This window comes from Saccharopolyspora flava (assembly GCF_900116135.1).
Classification (GTDB): Bacteria; Actinomycetota; Actinomycetes; order Mycobacteriales; family Pseudonocardiaceae; genus Saccharopolyspora; species Saccharopolyspora flava.
On record NZ_FOZX01000011.1, the window covers coordinates 32,113 to 52,041 of the forward strand.

At 71.9% G+C, this 19,929-nt stretch carries 19 protein-coding genes; 13 read left to right on the forward strand and 6 right to left on the reverse strand.

Going from position 1 to position 19,929, the window contains the following annotated elements:
• Window position 1 precedes the first annotated feature (1 nt).
• Both BM424_RS24475 and BM424_RS24480 read left to right on the forward strand, forming a co-directional pair.
• Complete coding sequence (locus BM424_RS24475; protein WP_093422530.1) at window positions 2-1,267, forward strand: SLC13 family permease; 1,266 nt, start codon at window positions 2-4, stop codon at window positions 1,265-1,267.
• 177 nt (window positions 1,268-1,444) lie between these two features.
• A complete protein-coding gene (locus BM424_RS24480) occupies window positions 1,445-2,821 on the forward strand; it encodes an FAD-binding oxidoreductase (RefSeq protein ID WP_093422532.1) in 1,377 nt (458 codons plus the stop codon).
• A gap of 48 nt (window positions 2,822-2,869) precedes the next feature.
• Here BM424_RS24480 and BM424_RS29005 read toward each other — a convergent pair whose 3' ends face one another.
• The 4 genes from BM424_RS29005 to BM424_RS24495 all read right to left on the reverse strand — a co-directional run bounded on the left by BM424_RS29005 (window position 2,870) and on the right by BM424_RS24495 (window position 5,962).
• Entirely contained in the window at window positions 2,870-3,037 is a 168-nt protein-coding gene (locus BM424_RS29005) for a hypothetical protein (RefSeq protein ID WP_175548252.1), read from the reverse strand.
• A gap of 64 nt (window positions 3,038-3,101) precedes the next feature.
• Window positions 3,102-4,541: an amino acid permease gene (locus BM424_RS24485; protein WP_425442065.1), complete on the reverse strand. Its 1,440-nt coding sequence runs from the start codon at window positions 4,539-4,541 to the stop codon at window positions 3,102-3,104.
• 165 nt (window positions 4,542-4,706) lie between these two features.
• Complete coding sequence (locus BM424_RS24490) at window positions 4,707-5,189, reverse strand: VTT domain-containing protein (RefSeq protein ID WP_093422537.1); 483 nt, start codon at window positions 5,187-5,189, stop codon at window positions 4,707-4,709.
• Between the two features lie 71 nt (window positions 5,190-5,260).
• Window positions 5,261-5,962, reverse strand: a complete 702-nt coding sequence (locus tag BM424_RS24495; RefSeq protein WP_093422540.1) for a FadR/GntR family transcriptional regulator — start codon at window positions 5,960-5,962, stop codon at window positions 5,261-5,263.
• A gap of 171 nt (window positions 5,963-6,133) precedes the next feature.
• On the opposite strand from BM424_RS24495, the gene BM424_RS24500 reads away from it, so the two are divergent.
• The 7 genes from BM424_RS24500 (at window position 6,134) to BM424_RS24530 (ending at window position 13,749) form a co-directional block, all read left to right on the forward strand.
• Window positions 6,134-7,576, forward strand: a complete 1,443-nt coding sequence (locus BM424_RS24500; RefSeq protein WP_093422543.1) for an acyl-CoA synthetase — start codon at window positions 6,134-6,136, stop codon at window positions 7,574-7,576.
• Window positions 7,569-8,903 carry a carboxyl transferase domain-containing protein gene (locus BM424_RS24505; RefSeq protein WP_093422545.1) on the forward strand — a complete coding sequence of 445 codons (1,335 nt, stop codon included), beginning with the start codon at window positions 7,569-7,571 and terminating at the stop codon, window positions 8,901-8,903. The genes BM424_RS24500 and BM424_RS24505 overlap by 8 nt, the downstream gene beginning before the upstream one ends.
• A gap of 177 nt (window positions 8,904-9,080) precedes the next feature.
• Complete coding sequence (locus BM424_RS24510; RefSeq protein ID WP_093422791.1) at window positions 9,081-9,866, forward strand: 2,3-dihydro-2,3-dihydroxybenzoate dehydrogenase; 786 nt, start codon at window positions 9,081-9,083, stop codon at window positions 9,864-9,866.
• Between the two features lie 27 nt (window positions 9,867-9,893).
• A complete protein-coding gene (gene dhbC / locus BM424_RS24515) occupies window positions 9,894-11,150 on the forward strand; it encodes an isochorismate synthase DhbC (protein ID WP_093422548.1) in 1,257 nt (418 codons plus the stop codon).
• Between the two features lie 11 nt (window positions 11,151-11,161).
• Window positions 11,162-12,787: a (2,3-dihydroxybenzoyl)adenylate synthase gene (locus BM424_RS24520; protein WP_093422550.1), complete on the forward strand. Its 1,626-nt coding sequence runs from the start codon at window positions 11,162-11,164 to the stop codon at window positions 12,785-12,787.
• A 39-nt stretch (window positions 12,788-12,826) separates the two neighbouring features.
• Window positions 12,827-13,480: an isochorismatase family protein gene (locus tag BM424_RS24525; protein ID WP_093422553.1), complete on the forward strand. Its 654-nt coding sequence runs from the start codon at window positions 12,827-12,829 to the stop codon at window positions 13,478-13,480.
• A gap of 32 nt (window positions 13,481-13,512) precedes the next feature.
• Entirely contained in the window at window positions 13,513-13,749 is a 237-nt protein-coding gene (locus BM424_RS24530; RefSeq protein WP_093422556.1) for a phosphopantetheine-binding protein, read from the forward strand.
• Window positions 13,750-13,798: 49 nt separating this feature from the next.
• On the opposite strand, the gene BM424_RS24535 is transcribed toward BM424_RS24530, so the two are convergent.
• Both BM424_RS24535 and BM424_RS24540 read right to left on the reverse strand, forming a co-directional pair.
• Window positions 13,799-15,376 (reverse strand): beta-N-acetylhexosaminidase, encoded by a 1,578-nt coding sequence (locus BM424_RS24535; RefSeq protein ID WP_093422559.1) that lies wholly within the window; start codon window positions 15,374-15,376, stop codon window positions 13,799-13,801.
• Between the two features lie 119 nt (window positions 15,377-15,495).
• Window positions 15,496-17,376 carry a propionyl-CoA synthetase gene (locus tag BM424_RS24540; RefSeq protein ID WP_093422561.1) on the reverse strand — a complete coding sequence of 627 codons (1,881 nt, stop codon included), beginning with the start codon at window positions 17,374-17,376 and terminating at the stop codon, window positions 15,496-15,498.
• 330 nt (window positions 17,377-17,706) lie between these two features.
• Between BM424_RS24540 and BM424_RS24545 the strand changes: the two genes are divergently transcribed.
• The 4 genes from BM424_RS24545 (at window position 17,707) to garA (ending at window position 19,860) form a co-directional block, all read left to right on the forward strand.
• On the forward strand, window positions 17,707-17,952 hold the full coding sequence (locus BM424_RS24545) for a hypothetical protein (protein ID WP_139274151.1): 246 nt from the start codon (window positions 17,707-17,709) through the stop codon (window positions 17,950-17,952).
• Window positions 17,953-18,103: 151 nt separating this feature from the next.
• Entirely contained in the window at window positions 18,104-18,790 is a 687-nt protein-coding gene (clsA, locus tag BM424_RS24550) for a cardiolipin synthase ClsA (protein WP_093422567.1), read from the forward strand.
• 100 nt (window positions 18,791-18,890) lie between these two features.
• Complete coding sequence (gene gcvH, locus BM424_RS24555) at window positions 18,891-19,274, forward strand: glycine cleavage system protein GcvH (protein ID WP_093422570.1); 384 nt, start codon at window positions 18,891-18,893, stop codon at window positions 19,272-19,274.
• Between the two features lie 118 nt (window positions 19,275-19,392).
• The gene (gene garA / locus BM424_RS24560; RefSeq protein ID WP_093422572.1) at window positions 19,393-19,860 is read left to right on the forward strand and encodes a glycogen accumulation regulator GarA; all 468 of its coding nucleotides are present in this window, start codon (window positions 19,393-19,395) and stop codon (window positions 19,858-19,860) included.
• The last annotated feature ends 69 nt before the right edge of the window (window positions 19,861-19,929 follow it).

Consider the following 19,929-nt stretch of genomic DNA (forward strand, 5'->3'; position numbering starts at 1 on the left):
CGTGTCCGCCGAACTGATCTCGATCCTGGCGCTGGTGGCCATCTTCGTCATCACCGGCGTGTTCTCGGTCAACATGGGCGCGCTGGCCTTCGCGGCCGCGTTCCTCGTCGGCACGCTCGCCGGCGGCATGAGCTCCGACGACATCCTCGGCGGATTCCCCGGCGACATCTTCATGGTGCTGGTCGGCGTCACCTACCTGTTCGCCATCGCCCGCGCCAACGGCACCATCGACTGGCTGGTCTACCGGGCGGTCCGGCTGGTGGGCGGCAGGCTGATGCTGGTGCCGTGGGTGATGCTCGCGGTCTCGGCGCTGCTGACCGCCATCGGCGCCGTCCCGCCCGCGGCGGTCGCGATCATCGCGCCGGTCGCGATGGGGCTTGCCGCCAAGCACGGCATCAGCCCGCTGCTCATGTCGGTGATGGTCGTGCACGGCACGATGGTCGGCGGGTTCTCGCCGATCTCGGTGTTCGGCGTGATCGTCAACGGCGTGGTCGACCGGAACGGGCTCGACGGCTCGCCGCTGTTCCTGTTCTTCGCCAGCTTCGCGCTCAACCTCGTGTTCGCGGCCGCGGCGTTCGCGCTGCTCGGCAGGCGCCGGAAAGCCGAAACACCCGTTCCCGCCGACGTTCCCGGCGCCGCTCGGGACGACGCGCTGCTGGCGCGGGTGGAGCTGAGCCGCGACAAGGTGCTCACGCTCGTCGGCATCCTGACGATGGTGGTGCTGACGCTGTTCCTTGAGCTCGACATCGGGCTGGTCGCCATCACCGTGGCCGTGGTGCTCGGCATCATCTCGCCGCAGGCGCACCGCGACGCCGTCAAGAACGTCACCTGGCCGACGGTGCTGCTGATCTGCGGTGTGCTCACCTACGTCAGCGTGCTGCAGGAGCTGGGCACCGTCGACTACGTCAGCCACGCGGTGAGCAGCATCGGCATCCCGCTGCTGTCGGCGTTCCTGCTGTGCCTGATCGGCGCGGTGGTCTCGGCGTTCGCCTCCTCCACCGGGCTGCTCGGCGCCCTCATCCCGCTGGCGGTGCCGCTGATGGCCGCCGGGCAGGTCGGCGTCGCGGGCATGGTCGCCGCCCTGGCGATCGCCTCCACGGTCGTCGACATCAGCCCGTTCTCCACCAGCGGCGCCATCATGCTCGCCAACTCCCGCGAGGACGAGCGCGACCGCGTCTTCAAGGGCCTCACCCTCTACGGCGGCACCATGGTCGTCCTCGCCCCGATCGTCGTCTGGCTCACCATGATCGCCCCCGGCATCCCCTGACCCGTCCCGCGGTCAAATACCGCAGGTTTTGTCGGGTCGAATACCGCAGTTTTTGACCCGACAAAACCTGCGGTATTTGACCGGTGGGGTAGGGGTGAGAGTCACTTTGGGTGGGGAGGTGGGTGTTCGGGGGGTTAGGTTTTCGGTGACCATGTCGGGCCTGGGAGAGACGGGGCTATGAGCATCACCGATGTGCGCGGGTTGCGGGAGCTGCTGCCCGAGGGGCGGGTGTTCGACGATCCGGACGTGCTGGCGGCGCACAGCCGCGACCGGGCCACGTTCTGCCCGGCCGGGACACCGGCGGCGCTGGTGCGGGCGCGCGACACCGGCGACGTCGCGGCGGTGCTGAGGTGGGCGCACGCCCACCGGGTCCCGGTGGTGCCGCAGGGCGCGCGCTCGGGGCTGTCCGGGGCGGCGAACGCGCTGGACGGCTGCGTGCTGCTGTCGCTGGAGAAGATGGACGCCATCCTCGACATCGACGTCGACGAGCAGCTGGCCGTGGTGCAGCCCGGCGTCGTCAACGGGGTGCTCGCCGCCGCCGTCGCCGAGAAGGGCCTGTTCTACCCGCCGGACCCGGGTTCGCGCAGCATCTCCACCATCGGCGGCAACGTCTCCACCAACGCCGGCGGCATGTGCTGCGTGAAGTACGGCGTGACCGGTGATTTCGTGCGCGGCCTGGAGGTCGTGCTGGCCGACGGGCGGGTGATGCGCACCGGCCGCCGCACCGCCAAGGGCGTCGCCGGCTACGACCTGACCCGGCTGATGGTCGGCGCCGAGGGAACCCTGGGCGTGGTCACCGAGGTGACGGTGGCGCTGCGCCCGGCGTCGGCCCAGCCGCTGACCGCCGTCGCGTTCTTCCCGCGCGTGGCCGACTCGGCGCGCACCGTGTCCGGTTATCTCGCCGAAGGGCACCGGCCGTCGGTGCTGGAGTTCATGGACGCCTCCTCGGTCGCGGCCGTCCAGCAGATCGTTGACCTCGGCTTCCCCGACGGCATGGCCGCGATGCTGCTGGTGCAGTCCGACCGCGGCGACGAGGCTCCCGCAGACCTGGCGGCCTTCGAGAAGGTGGCGCACGCGAGGGGCGCCGCCGAGGTCGTGGTCTCCGACAGCGCCGCCGAGGGGGAGATGCTCATGCAGGCCCGCCGGCTCGTCGGCGACGCCCACGAGAAGCTCGGCAAGGCGCTGCTCATCGACGACGTCTGCGTCCCGCGCCGCCACCTGGTGGACCTGGTCGACGGCATGGAGCGCATCGCCGAGGAGAACCGGGTGCAGGTGCTGTGCTCGGGGCACGCCGGGGACGGCAACATGCACCCGGTCGTCGCGTTCGACGACTCCGACGCCGAGGAGACCGAACGCGCGCAGCGGGCGTTCGACGCGATCATGCAGCTGGGCCTGGACCTGGGCGGCACGATCACCGGCGAGCACGGCGTCGGCCAGCTCAAGCGCGCCTGGCTCGGCCGCGAGCTCGACGAAGCCGGGTTGTGGGCCTCGCGCGCGATCAAGGACGCGCTGGACCCGCACCACATCCTCAACCCCACCCGCGTCCTGCCGTGAGCGCGACGCGCCGGGCCCCTCGCCAGGGGCCCGGCGCGTCGTCGCGGGTCAGCGGTCGTACTCGTCGTCGACCGGGACCGCGCGGTACTGCTCGGAGACGTCGGCCGGATCCGCGTCGAGCGGGACCTCGACCACCGCGGACTCCTCCTCGTCGGGCAGGTCCTCGGCGCGGCGCGCCTGCTCGACCGCGTCGGCTTCGGGCGTCTCGGGATTCATCGAACCTCCCTGGTGGTGGGTTCCGGTACCAGCGACCGTAGCTCGGATCCCGCCCGCGCGTCGGTCAGTCCTCGACCCGCTGCGCGTCGCGCCGCCCCAGCAGCGCGTGCCCGCGGCCGTAGCCGAAGTAGATCAGCAGGCCGACGACCAGCCACGCGGCGAACCGCAGCCAGGTCACCACGTCCAGGTTCGCCATCAGGTACAGGCACGCCAGCGCGGTGATCACCGGCAGCACCGGCGACAGCGGCATCCGGAACGGCCGCTCCAGCTCCGGTTTGGTCCGGCGCAGCACCGGCACGGCCAGCGCCACGATGACGAACCCGGACAGCGCGCCGATGCTGACCATGTCCGACAGCTCCGAGATCGGGATGAACCCGCCCAGCAGCATGATCAGCACGGCGCCGCCGATGGTCATCCGGTGCGGGGTGCCCCAGCGCGGGTGGACCTGGGAGAGCTTCGGCGGCAGCAGCCCGTCGCGGCTCATCGCGAAGCCGATCCGGCCGATGGTCACCAGCTCCACCATCATCACCGAGGTCAGGCCGGTCACCGCGCCCAGCGCGATCAGCGCCGCCACCCACGGCTGCCCGACGGACTGGAACGCCGCCGCCAGCGGGGCGCCCTCGTCGATCTGCCGGTAGTCGACCATCGCGGCCAGCACGAACGCCACCAGCACGTACAGCAGGGTGCAGACGATGAGGCTGCCCAGCAGGCCCACCGGCAGGTCGCGACGCGGCCGCTTGGTCTCCTCGCCGAGGTTGGCCAGCGCCTCGAAACCGGTGTAGGCGAAGAACACGATGGCCGCGGCGGTGAGCACGCCGCCGAAGCCGTACACCGACTGCTCCATGCCCAGCAGCGCCGACACCAGCGGCTGCTCCAGGACGCTCGCCCCGCTCTCGGCGGGCTGCGCCGGCGGGATGAACGGGTGCAGGTGCGCGCCGGTGACGAAGAACAGCCCGGCGACGATCACCAGCACGCACACCGCGACCTTGACCACGACCAGCGCGTTGGTCACCCATGACGACTCGCGGATGCCGGCGACCGCCACGACCGTGAGCACCGCGATGATGAGCACGGCGCCGACGTTGACCGTCGCCTCCTCGCCGAACCACTGCGGCGGCAGTCCCAGCAGGTTGGCGATGTAGCCCGACCAGCTCCGCGACACCACCGCCGCGCCGAGCGCGAACTCCAGCAGCAGGTCCCAGCCGATGATCCAGGCGAACAGCTCGCCCAGCGTCGCGTAGGCGTAGGTGTAGGCGCTGCCCGCCGTCGGAACCGAGGAGGCCAGCTCGGCGTAGGCCAGCGCCGCGAGCGCGGCCACCACGCCGCCGATGACGAAGGACAGCACCACGGCGGGTCCCGCGTGGTCCTTGGCCTCGATCCCGGCGAGGGTGAACACGCCGGTGCCGATGATGATGCCGATGCCGAACCCGATGAGGTCCTTGCCGGTGAGCCTGCGGACCAGACCGCTGCGCTCACCCCGGGAGAGGATGTCCTCGACGGGCATCGTTCGCAGAAAGTTCACGGGTGGGCACGTTAGAAGATCCCACCCGCGACGGCTCATCTCACCTCGCGGAGTGTGACCTTACCGGTACTCAACGTGACGCAGGGTGCACGGCGGGCTCGCACGGGTGATCATCGCAGAACGCCTGAATCGGGCGAAAACCGCAGATCAGGAGCCCAGCCAGGTCACCAGTTCCGGGGCTCCGGCGACGAGCAGGAAGTGCCCGATCCGGCCGACGAGGCTCGCCGAGAGGTAGCCGAGCAGGGGGAGTCCGGCGGCACCGGACAGCAGCGACATCAGGCTGAACGGCGGGATGCCGGGCACCGCGGTCACGGCCAGGACCGCCATGCCCCACCACGGGTGCTGCTGGGTGCGCTCGTGGAACCGCTCGACCCAGGCGGCCCAGCGTCCGCTGCGCTCCTTCTGGACCCGCTTGCTCAACCGCTCGCCGAGCGCGAAACCGCCCTTGCCGGCGAGGAAGAAGAGCGTCTTGGCGGCGACCTGGCCGATCGCGGCGGCGATCGCGAACGCCCACCACGGCACCGACTGCACGGTGGGGACGACTCCGAGCAGGTAGAGCTCGATGTTCACCAGCGGGAACACCGCGCCCAGCGCGGCGGTGCCCGCCGTGCCCAACAACCACCCGATCACCGCTGCGCCGACCCCCAGGAGAGAAAACCTGCGGCAGCCTATCGGGTGACGACCCGCTCACCCGCTCCCGGTCAGGCTTCGGGGTCCCAGTCCAGCAGGCGCACCCGGCTGACCGTGCGCAGGTGCCGCGCCATCGCCGAGGCGGCGGTCTTGGCATCGCCGCGGCGGATCGCCTCGGCGATGCGCTCGTGCTGGGCCAGCGACTTCGGAGGCCTGCGCGGCTGCCGCAGGGACTCGCTGCGGCTCTCGGCGATCTCGCGGGCGATGGTGCGCATGAACTCCGCCAGCAGCGCGCTGTGCGCGGCGGCGGTCACCGCCGCGTGGAAGCGCCGGTCGCCGTCCTCGCCGACCTCGCCCGCCTCGATCTCGGCGCGCATGGCCCGCAGCGCCGCGTCGATCTCGGCCATGTCGTCCTCGGTGCGCCGCTGCGCGGCCAGTTCGGCGAGCTTGGTCTCCAGGCCCTCGCGGGCGTCGAGCACGTCGGGCAGCCGCCGCTGGCGCTCCACCAGCTCCTCGACGGGCTCGACGTCGAGGGACTCGCGCAGCAGGTAGGTGCCGCCGCCGTGGCGGACCTCGACCAGGCCCTGGACCTCCAGCACCACGATCGCCTGCTTCACCGAGGCGCGGCTGACGCCGAGCTGCTCGGCCAGGGTGCGCTCGGGCGGGAGCCGGTCGCCCGCGCGCAGTCCGGAGTCGGCGACGTGCTCGCGCAGCCGCTGCACGACCTGCTCGTAGAGGCGAGGGCGGTTCAACGGGCGGAGGGAGTCGGACACCGGCGCGCTCCAGGATCGTCAAGAGGCAAACTGGCTGAGCCAATTCTGCCACATTCCCTTGACGCGCCTCGTTCCGGACGATGAGAGTTGGCTCAGCCAGTGGACCACTGCCGACCAGCGGTGCGCTGCGGGCGGTGGCAGATTCACCCGGAGAGAACCCGGAGGTAGCAGGTGCTGTTCCCGAAGTTGCGCGAACCCGACGACACCGAGGCGCTGCGGTTCGGAACCCGCGCGCTGACCTACCGGGAGCTCGCCGGTCTCGCCGGGGCGATCGCCGAGCGCGTCGCGGGCAAGAGCCGCGTCGCGGTGTGGGCGACCAACACCCTGGAGACCGCCGCCGCCGTGATCGGCGGGCTCACCGCCGGGGTCGCCGTGGTGCCGGTGAACCCCAAGGTGGGGGAGCGGGAACTGGCGCACATCCTCGGCGACAGCGCGCCCGAACTCCTGCTCGCCGAACCGGGTTTCACCCCGCCCGCCGGTCTCGACGGCGTGGAGATCGCCGAGATCGACCTGACCGCCCGCGGCGGCGCGCTGCCGCCCGAGGCGCCCGCCGACGCGCCCGCGCTGATCGTCTACACCTCCGGCACCACCGGTCCGCCCAAGGGCGTGGTGCTGCCGCGTCGCGCGCTGAGCGCCAACCTCGACGCGCTGGCCGAGGCCTGGGAGTGGACCTCCGCCGACGTGCTCGCCCACGCCCTGCCGCTGTTCCACGTGCACGGCCTCATCCTCGGCACACTCGGCCCGGTCCGCCTCGGCGGGACCGTGCACCACCTGGGCAAGTTCTCCTCGCAGGCCATCGCCGAGGAGCTGGCGGGTCCGGCCACGATGATGTTCGGCGTGCCGACCATGTACCACCGGCTGGCCGAGGACGCCGAGGCCGACCCGAAGATCGGCCGGGCCGTCGGCCAGGCCCGGCTGCTGGTCTCGGGATCGGCCGCGCTGCCCGCCGTGGAGCACGAACGCATCGAGCGGCTCACCGGGCAGCGGGTCGTGGAGCGCTACGGCATGAGCGAGACGATCATGAACTGCGGGGTGCGCGCCGACGGCGACCGCAGGCCCGGCTACGTCGGCAAGCCCTTCGCGGGTGTCGAGCTCAAGCTCGTCGACGAGCAGGGCGCCGAGATCACCGCCAGCGACGACGAGACCGTCGGCGAGATCCTGGTGCGCGGCGACAACCTGTTCAGCGGCTACCTCAACCGCCCGGACGCCACCGAGGCCGCCTTCACCGACGGCTGGTTCCGCACCGGCGACGTGGCCACCCGCGCGCCCGACGGCTACATCCGCATCGTCGGCCGCAAGGCCACCGACATCATCAAGAGCGGCGGCTACAAGATCGGCGCGGGCGAGATCGAGAACTGCCTGCTGGAGCACCCGGCGGTGGCCGAGGTCGCCGTCACCGGCGAGGCCGACGTGGACCTCGGCGAGCGGATCATCGCCTGGGTGGTGCGCGCCCCCGGCACCGAGGTCGCCGACGCCGAGCTGGTGGATCACGTGGCCCGGTTGCTGACGCCGCACAAGCGCCCGCGCGAGGTCCGCTTCGTCGACGCGCTGCCGCGCAACGAGATGGGCAAGGTCCAGAAGAAGGCCCTGCAGAAGAGCCCGGGCCATGGCTGAGCACGGAGCGGTGCGCGCGCTGGTCGAGGCGATCGGCCGGGACTTCGCCGAGTTCGCGCCACCGCCGCCGCGCACCGGCGGCGACGGCCCGCTCGGCTGGCCGGGCTACGCCGAGCAGCGCGCCCGCGCGGCCGAGCGCACCGGTTCCGAGGAGTCGGTGCTGTGCGGTCGCGCCCGCCTGGGCGAGCGGGAGGCGGTGCTCATCGCCTTCGACTTCGCCTTCCTCGGCGGCTCCGTCGGCCAGGACACAGGTGCCCGCGTGGTCGCGGCCTTCGAGCACGCCCGCGAGCAGCGCCTGCCGGTGATCTCGCTGATCGCCTCCGGCGGCAGCCGGATGCAGGAGGGCATCCGCGCCCTGCAGCAGCTGCAGGTGATCGCCCGCGCCGGCCTGCGGGCCGGGGAGGACGGCATCCCGCACATCGCCGTGCTGCGCGACCCGACCACCGGCGGGATGTGGGCTGCGCTGGGCGCCGCCGCCGACGTCGTGCTCGCCGCGCCCGGCGCCCGCATCGCCTTCGGGGGAGCGCGGGTGCGCAGCTCCGGCGAGGACGGCGACGACTTCCGCGCCGAGGGCAAGCTGGCCGACGGCCAGGTGGACCGCATCGTCGAGGAGACCGAGCTGCCCGGGGTGCTCACCGAGCTCGTCTCGCTGCTGCACCCGGCCCGGCCGGCCGCGCCCGAGCCCGCCCCGGTCCCGGCCGCGCTCGGCTCGGTGACCTCGCCCGAGACCGGGATGCGGGCCGTCGAGCGCGCCCGCTCGGCCGACCGGCCCCGCGCCCGCGACCACCTCGACGCCTACTTCAGCAACCGGTTCGAGATCGGCGGCGACCGCGCCGGGGGCCGCGACGAGGGCGTGATCTGCGGGTTCGGCGAGCACGACGGCCGCGTGGTGGCCTTCGCCGCCCAGACCGGCACCGCCACCACCCCGGCCGGGTTCCGCACCGCCGCGCGGCTGATCCGGCTCGCCGACCGGCTCGGCATCCCGGTGCTCACGCTGGTCGACACCCCCGGTGCCGCCAACGACGCCGCGGCCGAGCGCGCCGGTGTCGGCCCGGCCATCGCCGAGGTCTTCGGCGCCGTCGCCGGGGCGCGGGTCCCGGTGACCACGCTGGTCATCGGCGAAGGGGGATCCGGCGGCGCGCTGGCGCTGGCGGCCCCGGACAACACCTGGGTCACCGCCGACGCCTACTTCGCGGTGATCGCCCCCGAATCCGCCGCCGCGATCCTCAAGCGCGACCCGGCCGAGGTCCCGGAGCTCGCCGAGCGCCTCAAGCTGCGCCCGCAGGACCTGGTGGAACTCGGCTTCGCGCGGGGAATCATCCGCTGATCGCCGGTTCGCCCGGTTCTCGCCGCTGCTCCTGTGCGAGCAGCGGATTCGTCCGATGACGGTGCGTCGTCGGTGATCAATGCCACCTCATTGGCGGGAGATTCGCGTCCGGTTCATGTTCTAAACTCAGGCTTGCCTGACGAAGGTTAGGCTAGCCTCAGTTGAGTGATGGGTGAGATGAACCGGACGGGGATCAGCGGCGAGGTCGTCATCGTGACCGGCGCCGGCCAGGGGATTGGCGCCGCCGTGGCGAGAGCGTTCGCCCAGGAGGGCGCCGAGGTCGCGGCCGTGGACCGCAACGGCGACAAGGCCGCCGAGACGGTCGACGGACTCGTCGCCGAAGGCCACCGGGCGCGGGCCTACCGGGCCGACGTCGCCGACCCGGCCGCGGTCACCGAGGTGGTCACCCGCGTCGAGGCCGAGCAGGGCCCGATCGCCGTGCTCGCCAACGTCGCCGGGGTGCTGCAGGTCGGCACCGTGCAGGAGCTCACCGACGCCGAGTGGCAGCGCACCTTCGCCGTCAACACCACCGGCGTGTTCAACGTCTGCCGCGAGGTCTCCAAGCACATGATCTCGCGGCGTCGCGGCGCCATCGTCACCGTCGGCTCCAACGCCGCGGGCGTGCCCCGGCACTCCATGGCCGCCTACGCCGCCTCGAAGGCCGCCGCCACGATGTTCACCAAGTCCCTCGGCCTGGAACTGGCCGAGCACGGCATCCGCTGCAACATCGTCGCACCCGGCTCCACCGACACCGACATGCAACGCGGGATGTGGACCGACGGCAACGGCCCCGAGCGGGTCATCGCCGGGACGCCCGAGACCTACAAGGCCGGCATCCCGCTGCGCAAGCTCGCCACCCCCGAGGACGTCGCCCACGCCGTCGTCTTCCTCGCCTCCGACGAGGCCGGGCACATCACGATGCACGACCTCTACGTCGACGGCGGCGCGACGCTGCGCGCCTGACCTCCCGCGATTCGCCGAAAGGTTGTCATGACCACGATCGAGACCGACGGGCACATCGACACCGTCGACGACGCGCTCGCCGACGACGCCGCGGCACGCCTGCTGTCCGCCTACGAGCAGGGCCGGTCCTTCCTGTTCTCCGGCCCGCGCGGGGTGCTGCTGGCCCGCGGCGTGGCCGCGACCATGTCCAAGACCATGTGCGCGCGCTCCGACCTGCCGTCGCGGATGCGCGAATTCCTCGACGGCGCGGTCGAATTCGGCCGCCGCAACCCGATGGTCGTCGGCGCGGTGCCCTTCGGCGGCACCCTGCCCGCGCACCTGGTGCTGCCCGAGGAGGTGGTGCGCGCCGAACCGCTCAACGTGCTGGTGCCGCAGCGCAAACCGGTCTCCACCCCGAGCTACTCGGTGCGCCCGGTGCCCGCCCCCGAGGAGTACGAGCGCGGTGTCGCGCGAGCGCTGCGGCGGATGGAGCACGGCGACCTCACCAAGGCCGTGCTGGCCCGCAGCCTGGAGCTGACCTCGACCGAATCGATCGACGTCCACGAGGTGCTGCGCAACCTCGCGATGGCCGACCCCGCCAGCTACACCTTCGCCGTCGACCTGCCGCGCCGCGGCGAGGACGGCACCCGCGACAGCTACGGCCCGCAGCCCGCGCTGGAGCGCACCTTCCTGGGCGCCAGCCCGGAACTGCTGGTGTCCCGGCGCGGCACGCAGGTCCGCTCCAACCCGATGGCCGGATCACGGCCGCGCAGCGAGGACCCGGCCGAGGACCGGCGCCGCGCCGCCGAACTCGCCGCCTCCGAGAAGGACCACCGCGAGCACGCGATGGTCGTCGAGGCCGTGGCCGACGCGCTGCGCCCGTTCTGCGCCGAGCTGCACGTGCCGCAGGCGCCGAGCGTGATCAGCACCAACGCCATGTGGCACCTGGCCACCGAGATCACCGGCGAGCTCCGCGACCCCGACACCACCTCGCTGCACCTGGCCGACGCGCTGCACCCGACCCCGGCCGTGTGCGGCACGCCGATCGACCGCGCCCGCGAGGTCATCGCCGAGACCGAACCGTTCGAGCGCGGCTACTACGCGGGCATGGTCGGCTGGTGCGACGCCGCCGGTGACGGCGAGTGGGTCGTGGCCATCCGCTGCGCCGAGGTCGAGGACGACGCGATGCGCCTGTTCGCCGGCGCCGGCATCGTGCCCGGCTCCGACCCGGCCGACGAGCTCGCCGAGACCTCCGCGAAGTTCCGCACCGCGCTCACCGCGATGGGCCTGGACCAGGCCGTCTGAGGGGACACACCATGATCGCGAATCTGCCGGGCGTGACGCTCTGGCCGGACGAGTTCGCCGAGCGCTACCGCGCCGCCGGGTACTGGCAGGGCTACACCTTCGGTCAGATGCTGCGGGTGCGCGCCACCCGGCATCCCGACCGCGTCGCCGTCGTCGAGGGCGACCGCCGGATCACCTACGGCGAGCTGGACTCCCGCGCCGACCGGCTGGCCGCCGGGCTGCGCGAGCGCGGCATCGGCAAGGGCGACCGGGTCGTCGTGCAGCTGCCCAACGTCGCCGAGTTCTTCGAGGTCTGCTTCGGGCTGTTCCGGCTCGGTGCGGTCCCGGTGTTCGCGCTGCCCTCGCACCGGCTGACCGAGATCTCCTACTTCTGCGAGTTCAGCGAGGCCGCCGCCTACATCACCGTTGATACCGAGGCCGGGTTCGACCACCGCGCCCTGGCCGCCGAGGTCGCCGCGAAGCAGGAGGGCCTGCGGGTGTTCGTCGTCGGCGACGCGGGCGAGTTCACCGCGCTGTCCGATGTGGACGCCGAGCCGGGCGAGCTGGACGAGCCGGTGCCCGGTGACATCGCGTTCCTGCAGCTCTCCGGCGGCAGCACCGGCGTGCCCAAGCTCATCCCGCGCACCCACGACGACTACATCTACTCGTTCCGCGCAAGCAACGAGCTCTGCGGCGTCACCGAGGACACCGTCTACCTGGTGGCGCTGCCGGCCGCCCACAACTTCCCGATGAGCTCGCCCGGCACCTTCGGCGTGCTGCACGCCGGTGGCCGCGTCGTGCTCGCCCGGCGGCCCAGCCCCGACGAGGTGTTCCCGCTCATCGAGAGCGAGCGGGTGACCCTGACCGCCGCGGTGCCGCCGCTGGCGCTGCTGTGGCTCGACGCCGCCGCCGAGACCGCCCACGACCTGTCCAGCCTCGAGGTGCTGCAGGTCGGCGGCGCCAAGTGCAGCGAGGAGGTCGCCCGGCGGGTGCGCCCGGTGCTCGGCGCCACGCTGCAGCAGGTCTTCGGCATGGCCGAAGGCCTGGTCAACTACACGCGGCTGGACGACCCCGAGGACGTCATCGTCACCACCCAGGGGCGGCCCATCTCGCCCGACGACGAGGTGCTGGTCGTCGACGACGCCGACAACCCCGTCCCGGCGGGGGAGACCGGGCACCTGCTCACCCGCGGCCCCTACACCATCCGCGGCTACTACCGGGCCGACGAGCACAACGCGCGCGCCTTCACCCCCGGGGGCTTCTACCGCACCGGCGACGTCGTCCGGTTCACCGCCGAGGGCAACATCGTCGTCGAGGGCCGGGCGAAGGACCAGATCAACCGCGGTGGCGAGAAGGTCGCCGCCGAGGAGGTCGAGAACCACCTGCTGGCCCACCCCGCCGTGCACGACGCCGCCGTGGTGTCCATGCCCGACGACTACCTGGGGGAGCGGACCTGCGCGTTCGTCGTCCCGCGCGGCACCGCGCCCAAGGCGCGCGAGCTGATCAAGTTCGTCCGCGAGCGCGGCCTGGCCGGCTACAAGGTGCCGGACCGGGTGGTGTTCGTCGAGCAGTTCCCGCAGACCGGCGTCGGCAAGGTCTCCAAGCGCGACCTGCGCGAGGCCATCAGCCGCGAACTCGTTCCGAAACTCGGTCGCTGACAACGACTTTCCACGTACCAGACTGTGAAGGGGGAGCCCGTGGCGCTTCCGAGCATCGCACCCTACCGCGTTCCGCAGGCCGAGGAGCTGCCCGCCGGGAAGGTCTCCTGGCGACCCGACCCGGAACGCGCGGTGCTGCTGATCCACGACATGGAACGGCACTTCGTCAACGCCTTCGCCCCCGGCACCGACCCGCTGAACCAGGTCGTGCCGAACATCGCGCTGCTGCGCGAGAGCGCCCGCGCCGCAGGCGTTCCGGTGGTCTACTGCGCTCAGCCGGGCGGGCAGACCCCCGAGCAGCGGGGTCTGCAGCTGGAGTGGTGGGGGCCCGGGGTCGCCGACCCCGCCATGGAGGAGATCATCGACGAGCTCGCGCCCGGCCCCGGCGACGTCCGGCTGACCAAGTGGCGCTACAGCGCCTTCCAGCGCACCGACCTGCGGGAGCGGATGCGCAAGTGGGGCCGCGACCAGCTCGTCATCACCGGCATCTACGCCCACATCGGCTGCCTGATGACCGCCGCGGAGGCCTTCCAGCAGGAGGTCCAGGCGTTCTTCGTCGCCGACGCGGTCGCCGACTTCTCCCGCGCCGACCACGACATGGCCGTCTCCTACGCGGCCCGCAACTGCGGTGTCGTCGACACCGCCCGGAACCTGGCGGGCGAGTTCGCCGCGCCGGAATCCGAAGTCGCCTGAAACCGACCGCCACAGCAGGAGAAACCCGAACCATGGCTGACGAACTCACCCTCGAGGCGGTCCGCGAGCAGGTCGCCGAACTCCTCTACGAGGACCCCTCGGAACTCACCGACGACGAAGACCTCATCGACTGGGGCCTGGACTCGGTGCGGATCATGACCCTGGTCGAGCAGTGGCGCAAGCAGGGCGTCCAGATCACCTTCGCCGACCTCGCCGAACGCCCCACCCTCGCCGACTGGTGGAAGGTCATCGAACCGAAGCTCGGCTGACCGCGCCCGCGGGAGTCGGCGAGGAAGCCGACTCCCGCGGACGACGGGCCTACTCGGTCCAGGGGATCTGCGGGCTCCGGTAGAAGTCCTGGCCCGCCGCCTGCCAGCGCGGCCCCTGCGCGGCGAGGCGGGTGCGGAACGACTCCCAGTCCCGGGACTGCTTCGGCGACCAGCCCAGCTCGGCGATGGCGGGCAGTCGCGGGAACGCCATGAACTCGATGTGCTGCGAGGTCTCCAGCGTCTCGCTGAACATCGGCGCCTCCACGCCGAGGATCGACTCCTCCGGCACGCCCAGGTGGTCGGCCGGGTCCCAGCCGTAGGCGTCGGCGACCTCGATGAACCCGGCCCACTGCAGGCCCAGCGGCGTGTTCTCGTCGTACTTCATGTCCAGGTAGGACTTGTTCGCCGGTGAGGCGAGGATCTTGTTGCCGCGCGCCACCGCGTCGTCGAGCAGCGGATCACCGTTGGTGGTGCCCCAGAACTGCAGCGCTGCGTCGCCCTGCGGGGCGGCCTTGCCGTACTCGTGCCAGCCCAGCGGCTTCTTGCCGTACTTCTCCACCAGCGGCAGCACCTTCGCCATGAAGGCGGTGTAGTCCTCGTCGGTGGTGGAGTGCGCCTCGTCGCCGCCGATGTGCAGGTACTCGCCCGGCGTCAGCGCCGCCACCTCGCGGATGACGTCCTCGACGAACCGGTAGGTGATGTCCTTGTTCACGCACAGCGAGCTGAACCCGACGTCGATGCCGGTGTAGGGCGGTTTCGCCACGCCGTCGCAGTTGAGCTCCGCGTAGGAGGCCAGCGCGGCGTTGGTGTGGCCCGGCATGTCGATCTCGGGGACGACCGAGATGTGCCGCGACGCCGCGTAGTTCACGATGTCGGTGTAGTCCTGCTGCGTGTAGAACCCGCCCGGCGTGCCGCCGACCTCCGTCTGCCCGCCGACCTCGGTCAGCCGCGGCCAGCTGTTGATCTGCAGCCGCCAGCCCTGGTCGTCGGTCAGGTGCAGGTGCAGCCGGTTGATCTTGTACTTGGCGATCTGGTCGATGTAGCGCTTGACCATGTCGACCGTGAAGAAGTGCCGCGCCGGGTCCAGCTGCGCCGAGCGGTGCCCGAAGCGCGGCTTGTCGGTGATCTCGCCACCCGGCATCGTCCACGGACCGGGCTGCGCCGTGGCGCTCTCGATCCCGGCCGGCAGCAGCTGGCGCAGCGTCTGCACCGCGTTGAACAGCCCGTCCGGGCTCGTCGCGTGCACCCGCACCGCCTCGTCGGTGACCTGCAGCCGGTAGCCCTCCGGTCCCAGCGCCGGATCGCCGTCGAGCGCCAGCGCGATGTCCCCGGTGCCCGGCAGGGCCGGGTTCACCGGCACCGGGAAACCGGTCGCGGGCCGCAGCACGCCCGCCAGGTACTCGCCGACCCCGGCGGCCTCGCCGGGCGCCAGCACCGCGGTCCGCTCGGACAGCTCGAACTCGGCCGCCGGATCCGGCGTCACCGACTCCGGCGCGGGCACGATGCTGTCCATCGCGGAGGGCGCGGGTGCGGCACCGGCCGGGACGACGCCTCCGGCGGCCAGCAGAGCTCCGGCGACGACGGCCAGTCCGGCCCTCGCCGCCCTCGATCGGGGTCGTGCGCTCATCGTCGTGGCTCCATTCTCCGGGGAACGGCAGAGCACAAAGGTATAGACCACGGCGCGAGCCGGAAGCCTCCGAACGGACGTATCGGACTCGGTTTGGCGAGAACTCGCCGCGGCCCGGCTCAGCCCTGCCCGCGCAGCGACGGACGCAGCTTGTCCAGCACCGACGGGTCCTCGATGGTCGAGGGGACGGTGGTGTCGCCGCGGTCGGCGATCTCGCGCATCGACTTGCGCAGGATCTTGCCCGAGCGGGTCTTGGGCAGCCCGTCGACGACCGCGACGTCGCGGAACGCCGCCACCGGGCCGATCTGCTCGCGCACCGCCGTCACCAGCTCCTCGCGCAGCGTCTCCGGCGCGATGTCCACACCGGACTTGAGCACCACGAACCCGCGCGGCACTTGACCTTTCAGCTGATCGTGCACGCCGATCACCGCGCACTCGGCCACCGCCGGGTGCGCGGCCAGCACCGCCTCCATCGACCCCGTCGACAACCGGTGCCCCGCCACGTTGATCACGTCGTCGGTGCGGCCCATGACGAACACGTAGCCGTCGGCGTCGACGTAGCCGTTGTCACCGGTCAGGTAGTAGCCCTCGTAGCGCGACAGGTAGGACTCCCGGAACCGCTCGTCGTCGCCCCACAGCGTCGGCAGCGTGCCCGGGGGCAGCGGCAGCTTCAGGCAGATCGCGCCGTCGGTCTCCGGCGGCAGGGGATTGCCCGCCTGATCCAGCACCGCGACCTCGTAGCCCGGGACCGGCACCGTCGGCGAGCCCGCCTTGACCGGCATCGGCTCCAGGCCCCGCAGGTTCGCGCAGATCGGCCAGCCCGTCTCGGTCTGCCACCAGTGGTCGATCACCGGCACCCTCAGCCGGTCGGCCGCCCAGTGGTAGGTCTCCGGATCCAGCCGCTCACCGGCCAGGAACAGCGTCTCCAGGCAGGACAGGTCGTGCTCGGCCATCAGCCGGCCGTCCGGGTCGACCCGCTTGATCGCCCGCAGCGCCGTCGGCGCGGTGAACAGCGCCTTCACCCGGTGCTGCGCGATGACCCGCCAGAACGCGCCCGCGTCCGGCGTGCCCACCGGCTTGCCCTCGTAGACCACCGTCGTCGCCCCGGTCAGCAGCGGCGCGTAGACGATGTAGGAGTGGCCGACCACCCAGCCCACGTCCGAGGCCGTCCAGAAGACCTCGCCGGGGGAGATGTCGTAGATGTTGGCCATCGACCAGCGCAGCGCCACCGCGTGCCCGCCGTTGTCGCGGACCACGCCCTTGGGCTTGCCGGTGGTGCCCGAGGTGTAGAGCACGTAGAGCGGATCGGTCGCCGCGACCGGGACGCACTCGGCCGGTTGCGCCTCGGCGATCGCGTCCTGCCAGTCCACGTCGCGCGGACCCATCTCGGCCCGCGCCTGATCGCGCTGCAGCACGATCACCCGGCCCGGCTGGTGCTCGGTGAGCCGCAGCGCCTCGTCGACGATCGGCTTGTACTCCACGACCCGGTTGGGCTCCAGCCCGCAGGAAGCGGCCACGACCACGCTCGGCCGGGCGTCGTCGATGCGCGCCGCCAGCTCCTTGGGCGCGAAACCGCCGAAGACCACCGAGTGCACCGCGCCGATGCGCGCGCACGCCAGCATCGCGATCGCCGCCTCCGGGATCATCGGCAGGTAGAGCACCACCCGATCGCCCCGGTTCACGCCCTGCGCGCGCAACGCCCCCGCGAAGCGGGCGACCGCGTCCAGCAGCTCGCGGTAGGTCCAGGTGCGCACCACACCGGTCATCGCCGAGTCCCAGATCAGCGCGGGCTGCTCGCCGCGACCGTCGCGCACGTGCCGGTCCAGCGCGTTGAAGCAGGTGTTGAGCTCGCCGTCCGGGAACCAGCGGTACATCGGCGCCGCCGACTCGTCCAGCGCCCGCGTCGGCTCGCTGTCCCACTCGATCGCCCGCGCCGCGTCGAGCCAGAAGCCCTCGCGGTCGGTCAGGCTCCGCCGGTAGTTCTCCGCGTACTCGCCCATCGGCCGATTACCTCCCGCGTCCGCTGTGACACCGCCTGTGTAGTACCCGAGATCGGATCACGACGCCAGAGCCCGGCGCGTCCGTTCGGCCGAAACGCGTTCGTCACGAGCGAAACATCGATGTTCGGATGAACGGGCGAACGGAGTTCGGTCGCGCTCACCCCCGCTGCGGTTCGGCGACGGCGCACGGCCGCTGGGCGCGGCGGGGGCGTTTTCGGCGCGACAGCGCGACTTCCAGACCCCACAATCGGCGGCGAGCCGATGGCCGGGCTAACACCGAGGTGTCCCGCGCCGACAAATGAATCGGAGGTGCTACGAACTATGGGCACGATGGAACCGGCAGAACCCTCCCGGACTCCGGGGTCGGCCACCGCCACGCTCGACGGCGCGCCGACCGCCGAGGAGTCCCACGACCTCCCGACCGCGCCGTGCAGCGTGGTGTGGAGTGGCGGTCACTCCTACGTCCGCGAGGGGAGCGCGGGCGCCCGCTGGGCGGGCGTGGACGATCGCGGCAGAGCCCGGTTCCTCACCGATGCCGAGTTGCGCCGTCGCGGCTGGAGCCGCACCCGGGACTGACGGGCGCCGGATCTCCCCGCGTCGCAGGAGGTCCGGGCTCCGGCTGGCCGCCAGGTGGGTTGCGCTGCCGATATGAGACCCTGATCGGGTAAGGATGCACAGGTGTGCACCCGATGCGGGGTCAGTGCGCACAACCATTCAGGGGAGGCTCGTGGTGCAGGACGCTGAGCGCACCACGGAAAACACCACGAGCGGCTCGCGGGCCGAGACCGGTGGGCCCGGTGATCCGGGCCTGGACCGGATCCGCGAGGTCGCCCGCGGGGTCTGGGCCGATCCCTGGTGGACGCTGCCGAACCTGCTCAGCGTGATCCGCCTGGCCGGCGTGCCGGTCTTCCTCTGGTTGCTCCTCGGGCCGCAGGCCGACCTGCTGGCGCTGCTGGTCCTGGTGGTCAGCGGCGCCACCGACTGGCTGGACGGCAAGCTGGCCCGCTGGCTCAACCAGTACAGCCGCATCGGCGAGCTGCTCGACCCGGCCGCCGACCGGCTCTACATCGTCGCGACCCTGATCGCCTTCGTGCTGCGCGACGTCATCCCGTGGTGGGTGGCGGTCGCCCTGGTCGGCCGCGACGTCGTGCTCACCCTGTGCCTGCCGGTGCTGCGCTGGCACGGCTACGAGCCGCCCGAGGTGCACTACCTCGGCAAGGCCGCCACGTTCTGCCTGATGTACGCGTTCCCGCTGCTGTTGCTCGTGCAGGACGACTTCACCGGTGCCGACGTGGTCCGTCCGATCGCCTACGCGTTCACCGCCTGGGGCGGGGCGCTGTACCTGTGGGCGGGCATCCTCTACCTGGGGCAGGTCATCGCCGCCGTCCACGTCGCCCGGACGACCCGGACCTGATCTTGCCTGCGCGTCGTCTTGCGGCCCTCGGCGGCCGGTGAATACGCTCGCCGCGCCGATCACTCGGCACGTTGCACACGGCGGACGAAAGGCGGGACCAGTGGCGGCCCCGGAGATCAAGTACACCGAAGAGCACGAGTGGGTCCAGCGCGTCGGTGAAGACACCGTGCGCATCGGCGTCACCGACTACGCCCAGCAGCAGCTCGGGGACGTGGTGTTCGTCCAGCTGCCCGAGGTGGGGCAGGAGGTCGCCGCCGGGGACTCGATGGGCGAGGTCGAATCCACCAAGAGCGTGTCCGACATCTACGCCCCGGTGGGCGGTGAGATCACGGCGGTCAACACCGAGCTGGACGAGCAGCCGGAGCTGGTCAACTCGGACGCCACCGGCGGCGGCTGGATGGCGGAGATCCGGCTCGCCGATCCGGACCAACTGGGGGGTCTGCTCGACGCCGAGGCTTACCAGAGCCTGATCGACCAGGCATGATCGTCCGGAGGGTCCGCCTCCGTGCGACGATGACGGGAGTCGCTCGTCGTGGGGGTGTCCAGGCACGGTACGTTGGGCGCATACTTGGCACGATCTATCCGCGTAGAGGAGAGCTCAGGTGAGCCAAAACAGCGGCTTCGGCGACGTTCCGCCGGAGCAGTCACCGGAGACCACCTCGGTCTTCAGGCCCTTCCTCTCGGAGCCGGAAAGCACCGAGAGCGCGGCCCCGGAGCCTGCCGCCGCGTCCGGGGTCGATGCGCTGCCCGCGGGTTCCGCCCTGCTGGTGGTCAAGCGCGGCCCGAACGCGGGTTCGCGGTTCCTCCTGGACCGCGAGACCACCAGCGCCGGACGCCACCCGGACAGCGACATCTTCCTGGATGACGTGACGGTGTCCCGGCGGCACGCCGAGTTCCGCCGCGAGGGCAACGACTTCGTGGTGGTCGACGTGGGCAGCCTCAACGGCACCTACGTGAACCGCGAACCGGTGGACACCTCGGTGCTGGCCAACGGCGACGAGGTGCAGATCGGGAAGTTCCGCCTGGTGTTCCTGACCGGGCCGATCGATGGGGGCCAGGGCGGCCGCTGAGGCCGTCGAACAGGGCTTTTTCAACCCGTCAGCGGGGCGGCGCCGTGCGGCGCCGCCCCGCTGACGCAT